This window comes from Mycobacterium sp. PO1 (assembly GCF_017312405.1).
GTDB lineage: Bacteria > Actinomycetota > Actinomycetes > Mycobacteriales > Mycobacteriaceae > Mycobacterium.
In genome coordinates this window covers 1-9767 of sequence record NZ_BLTG01000132.1, presented here as the reverse complement: position 1 = coordinate 9767, position 9767 = coordinate 1, and the positions used below count along the sequence as shown (strand labels likewise).

The 9767-nt window shown below is 68.8% G+C and carries 8 protein-coding genes; 7 read left to right on the top strand and 1 reads right to left on the bottom strand.

Translation table 11 applies throughout. From position 1 onward, the window contains the following. Positions 1-28 precede the first annotated feature (28 nt). Positions 29-1234 carry a serine hydrolase domain-containing protein gene (locus tag J3476_RS27360; RefSeq protein WP_207069402.1) on the bottom strand — a complete coding sequence of 402 codons (1206 nt, stop codon included), beginning with the start codon at positions 1232-1234 and terminating at the stop codon, positions 29-31. A 114-nt stretch (positions 1235-1348) separates the two neighbouring features. Here J3476_RS27360 and pyrR point away from each other — a divergent pair, with 114 nt between their 5' ends. From pyrR to pyrF, 7 genes are all read left to right on the top strand, one after another. Beyond that, the gene (gene pyrR / locus J3476_RS27355) at positions 1349-1915 is read left to right on the top strand and encodes a bifunctional pyr operon transcriptional regulator/uracil phosphoribosyltransferase PyrR (RefSeq protein ID WP_286183840.1); all 567 of its coding nucleotides are present in this window, start codon (positions 1349-1351) and stop codon (positions 1913-1915) included. Then, positions 1912-2859, top strand: a complete 948-nt coding sequence (locus J3476_RS27350; protein WP_207069401.1) for an aspartate carbamoyltransferase catalytic subunit — start codon at positions 1912-1914, stop codon at positions 2857-2859. Before pyrR ends, J3476_RS27350 begins: the two co-directional genes overlap by 4 nt. Continuing rightward, positions 2856-4148 carry a dihydroorotase gene (locus tag J3476_RS27345; RefSeq protein ID WP_207069400.1) on the top strand — a complete coding sequence of 431 codons (1293 nt, stop codon included), beginning with the start codon at positions 2856-2858 and terminating at the stop codon, positions 4146-4148. The genes J3476_RS27350 and J3476_RS27345 overlap by 4 nt, the downstream gene beginning before the upstream one ends. Then, on the top strand, positions 4145-4687 hold the full coding sequence (locus tag J3476_RS27340) for a transporter (RefSeq protein WP_207069399.1): 543 nt from the start codon (positions 4145-4147) through the stop codon (positions 4685-4687). Before J3476_RS27345 ends, J3476_RS27340 begins: the two co-directional genes overlap by 4 nt. Continuing rightward, positions 4684-5811, top strand: a complete 1128-nt coding sequence (carA, locus tag J3476_RS27335; protein ID WP_207069398.1) for a glutamine-hydrolyzing carbamoyl-phosphate synthase small subunit — start codon at positions 4684-4686, stop codon at positions 5809-5811. Before J3476_RS27340 ends, carA begins: the two co-directional genes overlap by 4 nt. Positions 5812-5888: 77 nt before the next feature. Beyond that, complete coding sequence (carB, locus tag J3476_RS27330) at positions 5889-9227, top strand: carbamoyl-phosphate synthase large subunit (protein ID WP_207069397.1); 3339 nt, start codon at positions 5889-5891, stop codon at positions 9225-9227. Between the two features lie 2 nt (positions 9228-9229). Continuing rightward, positions 9230-9767: orotidine-5'-phosphate decarboxylase (gene pyrF, locus J3476_RS27325; protein WP_207069396.1), on the top strand; the 538-nt coding region annotated here is incomplete at its 3' end.

The window sequence follows — 9767 nt, the reverse complement described above, 5'->3', positions numbered from 1 at the left end:
ACATCCCTTAGGAACTCAAGGTTCGTCGCTACAACTCCAGGGCTTCGTAGGTTCGTCGCACGAACTTGGGCTGTGCGGTCTGCAGCTTCGCCAGCGACGTGTTGCCGGCGACGGCCGCCGCGGCATCGACGGTGAGATTCGGCATGTTCTGGATCAGGTAGATCAGGATGACGTCCGCGGAGGGATCGGCCTGCCACCACGTGCCGTAGGCGCCCGGCCACGAGAAGCTGCCGAGCCCGCCGGGGCCGAAGAGCTGACGTGACTTGGCCGGGTCGGTGACCACGGACAGATTCAACCCGAAACCGCGCCCGATCCAGAACGGTGCCCCGAGGAAGTCCTGTCGCTTCTGCTCGTCGGTCAGCCGATCCGTCCGCATCGACGCCACCGACTGCTCCGAGAGCACCCGCACCCCGTCGACGCTGCCGCCGGCCAACAACATCCGCGCGAACCTGAGATAGTCGTCGACGGTCGACCACAGCCCGGCTCCGCCCATGCAGAACGGGGGGTCCGTGATCGGTGCCGGCCCCATCACGTCGTGACGCAATGTCGTGTCCGCGTCGAGTTGATACATGGTCGCGGCCCGCCGCCGGCCGGTGCTCCCCACGCTGAAACCGGTGTCCGTCATACCCAGGGGGCCGAGCACCCGCTCGGTGAGGATCTCACTCAGGGGCTTGCCCTCCAGGCGCGACATCGCGATGCCGAGCACATCGGTGGCGTGGCTGTAGGTCAGCCGCTCACCGGGCTGATGGGCGAGCGGCAGCTCCGCGAGTTCGGCCAGCCACCGGTCCTGGTCCTGACGAGTCGGCAGCTTGCGGTAGGCGTCGGCGAGCGGTCCCAGCACCGAAAACATGTACGCGAGCCCACTGCGGTGCGTCATCAGATCCTCGACGGTGATGTGACGCTGCGCGGGCACCGTGCGGTCCAGAGGTCCGCGCGGTTCAGCCAGCACCCGCATGTCGGCCAGTTCGGGTAGCCACGTGGCCACCCGGTCGGTCAGGGTGAGCTTGCCTTCCTCGACGAGGGACATGGCAGCCGCGATCGTGACCGGCTTGGTCATCGACGCGATGCGAAACATCGTGTCTCGCTGCATCGGCAGCCGGGCGTCGACGTCGCGGTGGCCGAGTTCGTTGACCTGCAGCACCCGCCCGCCCTGCCAGACCAGGGTGACCGCTCCGGCCAGCAGTCCCGCGTCGATGGCTTCGTTGATGGATGCCTTGTTGCGGTCGAGGTTCACCCGCCAGAGGCTACCGGTACGGGGCGGTGTCAAAATTGGTGCTAAGCTCCCGGCAGTTTCCGAGCATCCTTTAACGGCCGTCCGGTGAGGCGGAGAAGGAGGTCCGGGTCGCACGTGGCTGCCACTGACCGGGAGTTGATGTCCGCAGCGGACGTCAGTCGCACGATCGCTCGCATCGCGCACCAGATCATCGAGAAGACGGCACTCGACGGACCCGACGGCCCCCGCGTCATCCTGTTGGGCATCCCTACCCGTGGCGTCACTCTGGCCACCCGATTGGCCCGCAACATCGCCGAATTCAGCGGTACCGACGTCGCCCACGGCGCGCTGGACATCACGCTCTACCGCGACGACCTGATGAGCAAGCCGCCTCGCGCGCTCGCTGCCACCTCCATTCCCGAGGGCGGCATCGACGGCGCGCTGGTCGTGCTCGTCGACGACGTGTTGTACTCGGGCCGCTCGGTCCGTTCCGCGCTGGATGCGCTGCGCGACATCGGGCGTCCCCGCACGGTCCAACTGGCGGTGCTCGTCGACCGCGGTCATCGGGAGCTACCGATCCGGGCCGACTACGTCGGCAAGAACGTGCCGACGTCACGCAGCGAGAACGTCAAGGTCCGATTGACCGAAGACGACGGCTACGACGGCGTCCACATCGCACCGTACGGAGGTCCCCCGAGGTGAAACACCTGCTGGCCGCGGCCGACCTCAGCCGCGACGACGCCATCGCGATCCTCGACAACGCCGACCGGTTCCGCGAAGCGCTGATCGGCCGCGAGGTCAAGAAGCTGCCCACCCTGCGGGGGCGCACCATCATCACGATGTTCTACGAGAACTCCACCCGGACCCGGGTGTCGTTCGAGGTCGCGGGCAAGTGGATGAGTGCCGACGTCATCAACGTCAGCGCTTCGGGATCCTCTGTCGCCAAAGGGGAGTCGTTGCGCGACACCGCGCTGACGCTGCGGGCGGCCGGCGCCGACGCGCTGATCGTGCGTCACCCCGCCTCGGGCGCGGCGCAGCAACTGGCCGAGTGGACGCGCGACGAGCACGGTGGCCCGAGTGTGATCAACGCCGGTGACGGCACCCACGAGCACCCCACCCAGGCGCTGCTGGACGCACTGACCATCCGGCAGCGGCTCGGCGGCATCGAGGGTAAGCGGGTGGTGATCGTCGGTGACGTGCTGCACAGCCGCGTGGCCCGCTCCAACGTGGCGCTGCTGCACACGCTTGGCGCGGAAGTGGTGCTGGTCGCCCCACCCACGCTGCTCCCCGTCGGCGTCGGCGGCTGGCCGGTCACGGTGTCCCACGACATCGACGCCGAACTGCCGCTGGCCGACGCGGTGTTGATGCTGCGGGTGCAGGCCGAACGGATGAACGGGGGCTTCTTCCCCTCCTCGCGGGAGTATTCCGTGCGTTACGGCCTGTCGGACAAGCGCCACACCATGCTGGCCGAACACGCCGTGGTGCTGCACCCCGGACCGATGCTGCGCGGCATGGAGATCGCCTATTCGGTGGCCGACTCGCCGCAATCGGCGGTCCTGCAACAGGTTTCCAACGGCGTGCACGTCCGGATGGCGGTGCTGTTCCACCTGCTGGTCGGAGCTGAAGAAGGGGCGATCAGCGCATGACGATTCTGCTGAGAGGCGTTCGGCTCTACGGCGAGGGCGACGAGGTCGACGTCGCCGTCGACGACGGACAGATCGCCGCGATCGGTGCCGGACTGGACGTGCCCGCCGACGCCGACATCATCGACGCGCGCGGGCAGGTGCTGCTGCCCGGCTTCGTGGATCTGCACACCCACCTGCGTGAGCCCGGTCGCGAATACGCCGAGGACATCGAAACCGGCTCGGCGGCAGCTGCTCTCGGCGGTTTCACCGCGGTGTTCGCCATGGCCAACACCGATCCGGTCGCCGACTCGGCGGTGGTCACCGACCACGTGTGGAGCCGCGGTCAACAGGTCGGGCTGGTCGACGTGCACCCCGTGGGCGCCGTGACGATCGGACTCAAGGGCAAGCAGCTCACCGAGATGGGGCTCATGGCCGCCGGTGTCGGCAGGGTGCGGATGTTCTCCGACGACGGCCTGTGCGTCGAGGACCCGCTGGTGATGCGCCGCGCGCTGGAATACGCGTCCGGGCTCGGCGTGCTCATCGCCCAGCACGCCGAAGAGCCCCGGCTGACCGCCGGCGCCGTCGCCCATGAGGGACCCAACGCGGCGCGCCTGGGGTTGGCGGGCTGGCCGCGGGCGGCCGAGGAGTCGATCGTCGCGCGGGATGCGTTGCTGGCCCGTGATGCCGGCGCGCGCGTGCACATCTGCCACGCGTCGACCGCAGGCACGGTGGAACTGCTCCGATGGGCCAGGTCGCAGGGAATCTCCATCACCGCCGAGGTCACCCCGCACCACCTGCTGCTCGACGATTCCCGGTTGAACACCTACGACGGTGTCAACCGGGTCAACCCGCCGCTGCGGGAAGCCAGTGACGCCGTCGCGTTACGCCAGGCCCTCGCCGACGGCGTGATCGATTGCGTGGCCACCGACCACGCCCCGCACGGGACGCACGAGAAGTGCTGCGAGTTCGCCAACGCCCGACCCGGCATGCTCGGTTTGCAGACCGCGCTCTCGGTCGTCGTCGAGACGATGGTGAACCCGGGGCTACTGACCTGGCGGGACGTGGCCAGGGTGATGAGCGAGGCGCCGGCCCGAATCGTCGGTCTGCCCGACCAGGGCAGGCCGCTGGAGGTCGGGGAACCGGCGAACCTCACGGTGATCGACCCGTCGGCGACGTGGACGGTACACGGCCCCGCGCTGGCCAGCCGCTCGGACAACACGCCCTACGAGGCGATGGAGCTTCCGGCGACGGTGACCGCGACGTTGTTGCGGGGCGCGGTGACCGCCCGGGACGGAAAGGTCGGCGCGTGAACACCGGGACGCTGGTGACCACGCTGGTGATGGCTGCCGTGGTGGCGATCCTGATCGCGGTGCTGATCCAGGCCATGATGCGGGGCTGGCGGCACCGGGCCGAGCGGCAGGCCCAGATCATCGGCGCTCTGCCGCCGCTACCCGACACCGTGGGTCCGGCGCTGGTCGCACCCACGAAGGGTCTCTACGTCGGCAGCACGTTGGTGCCGCACTGGAACGACCGGGTCGCCGCCGCGGATCTGGGCTTTCGCGCCAAGGCGGTGCTGACCCGCTACCCCGAAGGAATCATGTTGCAGCGCAGCGGTGCCGGGCCCATCTGGATTCCCGACGACGCGATCGCCGACATCCGCACCGAGCGCAACCTGGCGGGGAAGGTGATCCCCGGGGGTAAGAGGAAAGCGAACGGGGGGAAGGCACAGTCGCACGAGGGCATTCTCGCGATCCGCTGGCGGCTGCCGTCGGGCACGGAGATCGACACCGGGTTCCGCGCCGACAACCGTGGCGACTATTCGAAATGGATTCCGGAGGAGGTTTCATGACCGGACAGAAAGCGCTGCTCGTGCTCGAGGACGGCCGCGTGTTCACCGGCCGTCCGTTCGGGGCCGTCGGGCAGACCCTCGGCGAGGCGGTGTTCTCCACCGGCATGTCGGGCTATCAGGAGACGCTGACCGACCCGAGCTATCACCGCCAGATCGTGATCGCGACCGCGCCCCAGATCGGCAACACCGGATGGAATCTCGAGGACAGCGAGAGCCGCGGTGACAAGATCTGGGTGGCCGGCTACGCCGTGCGCGATCCGTCGCCGCGGGCCTCGAACTGGCGGGCCACCGGCACACTCGACGACGAACTGGACCGCCAGGGCGTCGTCGGTGTCTCCGGCATCGACACCCGCGCCGTCGTGCGGCATCTGCGCAGCCGCGGCTCGATGAAAGCCGGTGTGTTCAGCGGCGCGGCAGCCGAGGCGCCCGTCGACGAGCTGGTCGACCGGGTTCGTCATCAGGAGCCGATGCTGGGAGCCGACCTGGCGGGCGAGGTCAGCACCGACGACGCCTACGTCGTCGAGCCGGAGGGTGGCGAACGGTTCACGGTGGTAGCGCTGGATCTCGGCATCAAGACCAACACGCCCCGTAACTTCGCCGCCCGCGGAGTGCGCTGCCGGGTGCTGCCGTCCTCGGCGTCGTTCGCCGAGATCGCCGACCTGAAGCCCGACGGTGTCTTCCTGTCCAACGGGCCGGGCGACCCGGCCACCGCCGATCACGTGGTCGGCGTGACCCGCGACGTGCTCGGTGCCGGGATCCCGCTGTTCGGTATCTGTTTCGGCAACCAGATCCTGGGCCGCGCGCTGGGCCGCGACACCTACAAGATGGTGTTCGGGCACCGCGGCATCAACATCCCGGTGATCGATCACGCCACCGGGCGGGTGGCCATCACCGCGCAGAACCACGGATTCGCCCTCGAAGGTGAGGCGGGGGAGCAGTTCGACACCCCGTTCGGCCGTGCCGAGATCAGCCACACCTGCGCCAACGACGGCACCGTCGAAGGGGTCCGGCTTCTCGACGGCAAGGCGTTCTCGGTGCAGTACCACCCTGAGGCGGCCGCCGGACCGCGTGACGCGGCGTACCTGTTCGACCAGTTCGTCGACCTCATGGCGGACAACACGTGACCGCGAGCGTGCGGTCCAGCACAGATTCGCGCGGGGTGTCGGGTACCGATACGCGCGCTCGCGGAGAGGGGAAGTAGATGCCGCGTCGCACAGACCTCAACCATGTCCTGGTGATCGGCTCCGGGCCGATCATCATCGGGCAGGCCTGCGAGTTCGACTACTCCGGCACCCAGGCCTGTCGCGTGCTGCGGGCCGAGGGCCTGCAGGTCAGCTTGGTGAACTCCAACCCGGCGACGATCATGACCGACCCGGAGTTCGCCGACCACACCTACGTCGAGCCGATCACCGCCGACTTCGTGGAGCGGGTGATCGCCCAGCAGGCCGAGCGCGGCAACAAGATCGACGCGCTGCTGGCCACCCTCGGCGGTCAGACCGCGCTGAACACCGCGGTCAAGCTCTACGAGAACGGTGTCCTGGACAAGTACGGTGTCGAGCTGATCGGCGCGGACTTCGAGGCGATCCAGCGCGGTGAGGACCGGCAGAAGTTCAAGGACATCGTCGCCAAGGTGGGCGGTGAATCCGCCCGCAGCCGTGTCTGTTACACGATGGACGAGGTGCACGAGACGGTCGCCGACCTCGGTCTGCCCGTGGTGGTGCGGCCGAGTTTCACGATGGGCGGCCTCGGTTCGGGCATGGCGTATTCGGCCGAGGACATCGAGCGGATGGCCGGTGACGGCCTCACCGCGTCGCCATCGGCGAACGTGCTGATCGAGGAATCGATCTACGGCTGGAAGGAATACGAGCTCGAGCTGATGCGCGACGGTCACGACAACGTCGTGGTGGTGTGCTCGATCGAGAACGTCGACCCGATGGGCGTGCACACCGGTGATTCGGTGACCGTGGCACCGGCGATGACGTTGACCGACCGTGAATACCAGACCATGCGCACGCTGGGCATCGACATCCTGCGCGAGGTCGGAGTGGACACCGGTGGCTGCAACATCCAGTTCGCCGTCAACCCAGCAGACGGCCGGCTCATCGTCATCGAGATGAACCCGCGGGTGTCGCGCTCCAGCGCGCTGGCCTCCAAGGCCACCGGGTTTCCGATCGCCAAGATCGCCGCGAAGCTGGCCATCGGCTACACGCTCGACGAGATCGTCAACGACATCACCAAGGAAACCCCGGCCTGTTTCGAGCCCACCCTGGACTACGTCGTGGTCAAGGCGCCGAGGTTCGCGTTCGAGAAGTTCCCCGGCGCCGACACCACGCTGACCACCGCGATGAAGTCGGTCGGCGAGGCGATGTCGCTGGGCCGCAACTTCGTCGAGGCGCTGGGCAAGGTGATGCGATCTCTGGAGACCAGCCGCACCGGGTTCTGGACCGGCCCCGATCCCGACCTCGACGTCAGCGAGGTGCTGGCGCGGCTGCGGACCCCGACCGACGGACGGCTCTACGACATCGAATACGCGCTGCGGCTGGGGGCCGGGGTGGACGAGGTGGCGCGCGCCTCGGGAGTCGACCCGTGGTTCGTCGAACAGATATCCGGGTTGGTGGAGTTGCGCGCCGAGCTGATCGACGCCCCGGTGCTCACCGAGGAGCTGCTGCGTTACAGCAAGTACAGCGGCCTGTCCGATCGCCAGATCGCCGCGGTGCGACCCGAACTGGCCGGTGAGGCGGGTGTGCGGGCGCTGCGCCGGCGCCTCGGCATCCACCCGGTGTTCAAGACCGTCGACACCTGCGCCGCGGAGTTCGAGGCCAAGACGCCGTATCACTACAGCAGCTACGAGCTGGATCCAGCGGCCGAGACGGAGGTCGCGCCCCAGGCCGAACGGCCCAAGGTGCTCATCCTGGGTTCCGGACCCAACCGCATCGGCCAGGGCATCGAGTTCGACTACAGCTGTGTGCACGCCGCGACCACGCTGAGCGCCGCGGGCTTCGAGACGATCATGGTCAACTGCAACCCGGAAACGGTGTCGACGGACTACGACACCGCCGACCGGCTGTACTTCGAGCCGCTGACCTTCGAGGACGTGCTCGAGGTCTTCTTCGCCGAGCAGTCCTCGGGTCGCGGCGGACCCGGCGTCGTCGGTGTCATCGTCCAGCTCGGCGGGCAGACGCCGCTCGGGCTGGCCGAGCGGCTGGAGAAGGCCGGTGTGCCGATCGTGGGCACCCTGCCCGAGGCGATCGATCTCGCCGAGGACCGCGGCCGCTTCGGCGAGGTGCTCACCAACGCCGGCCTGCCCGCGCCGCGCTTCGGCACCGCGATCAGCTTCGACCAGGCCCGTCGCATCGCCGCCGACATCGGCTACCCGGTGCTGGTGCGGCCGTCCTACGTGCTGGGCGGGCGCGGCATGGAGATCGTCTACGACGAGGAAAGCCTCGAAGGCTACATCCAGCGAGCCACCGAGTTGTCGCCCGAACATCCGGTGCTGGTCGACCGGTTCCTCGAGGACGCGATCGAGATCGACGTCGACGCGTTGTGCGACGGCACCGAGGTCTACATCGGCGGAATCATGGAGCACATCGAGGAGGCCGGCATCCATTCCGGTGACTCGGCCTGTGCGCTGCCGCCCGTCACGCTGGGCCGCAGTGACATCGAGGCGGTGCGGCGCGCCACCGAGGCGATCGCGTTCGGTGTGGGGGTGGTCGGCCTGCTCAACGTGCAGTACGCGCTCAAGGACGACGTGCTCTACGTGCTGGAGGCCAATCCCCGGGCGAGCCGGACCGTGCCGTTCGTCTCCAAGGCCACCGCGGTCCCGCTGGCCAAGGCGTGTGCCCGGGTGATGCTCGGCGCCACCATCGCGCAGCTGCGCGACGAAGGACTGCTGGCGCGCACCGGGGACGGGGCGACCACACCCCGCAACGCCCCGGTCGCGGTCAAGGAAGCCGTGCTGCCGTTCCACCGGTTCCGCAAATCCGACGGCAGCCAGATCGACTCGCTGCTGGGCCCGGAGATGAAGTCGACCGGCGAGGTCATGGGCATCGATCACGACTTCGGCAGCGCGTTCGCCAAGAGCCAGACCGCGGCCTACGGGTCCCTGCCGACGCAGGGCACGGTGTTCGTGTCGGTGGCCAACCGTGACAAGCGCTCGCTGGTCTTCCCGGTCAAACGCCTGGCCGATCTGGGGTTCCGGGTGATGGCCACCGAAGGCACTGCCGAGATGTTGCGGCGCAACGGGATTCCGTGCGACGAGGTGCGCAAGCACTTCGAGGAACCGAGCGAAACCAACCCGCTTCCCTCGGCGGTGGACGCCATCAAGGCCGGCGAGATCGACATGGTGATCAACACCCCGTACGGCAACTCCGGGCCGCGCATCGACGGCTATGAGATCCGGTCCGCGGCGGTGTCGATGAACATTCCCTGCGTGACGACGGTGCAGGGCGCCTCTGCCGCGGTGCAGGGCATCGAGGCGGGCATCCGCGGCGACATCGGGGTGATGTCACTGCAGGAGCTGCACAGCGCCCTGGGGTCCTGACGGTGAGCGGGTTCGGTGAGCGCCTCGCCGGTGCGATGGCCGAGCGCGGCCCACTGTGCCTGGGCATCGATCCGCACCCCGAACTTCTGCAGGCGTGGGGTCTGGCCGTCGACGCCGACGGATTGGCTCGCTTCAGCGACATCTGCGTCGCCGCGTTCGGCGCTGCCGCCGTGGTCAAGCCGCAGGTGGCGTTCTTCGAGGCCTACGGTGCGGCCGGGTTCGCCGTGCTCGAACGCACGATCGGCGCGCTGCGTGACGCCGGGGTGCTGGTGCTCGCCGACGCCAAGCGGGGCGACATCGGTTCCACGATGGCCGCCTACGCCCAGGCGTGGGCGGGTGACTCGCCGTTGGCGGCCGACGCGGTGACCGCGTCGCCCTACCTCGGGTTCGGGTCGCTGCGACCGCTGCTGGACACCGCCGCCGATCACGACCGCGGCGTGTTCGTGCTGGCGGCCACCTCCAATCCGGAGGGGGCGGGCGTGGAGCGGGCGCGGGCGGGGGAGCGCACCGTCGCGCAGACCATCGTCGACGCTGCCGCGG

Excerpts from the sequence above, each read along its gene's own strand:
- J3476_RS27345 (WP_207069400.1), top strand. The coding sequence starts at position 2,856 with ATGACGATTCTGCTGAGAGGCGTTCGGCTCTACGGCGAGGGCGACGAG.
- carB (WP_207069397.1), top strand. The coding sequence starts at position 5,889 with ATGCCGCGTCGCACAGACCTCAACCATGTCCTGGTGATCGGCTCCGGG.
- carA (WP_207069398.1), top strand. The coding sequence starts at position 4,684 with ATGACCGGACAGAAAGCGCTGCTCGTGCTCGAGGACGGCCGCGTGTTC.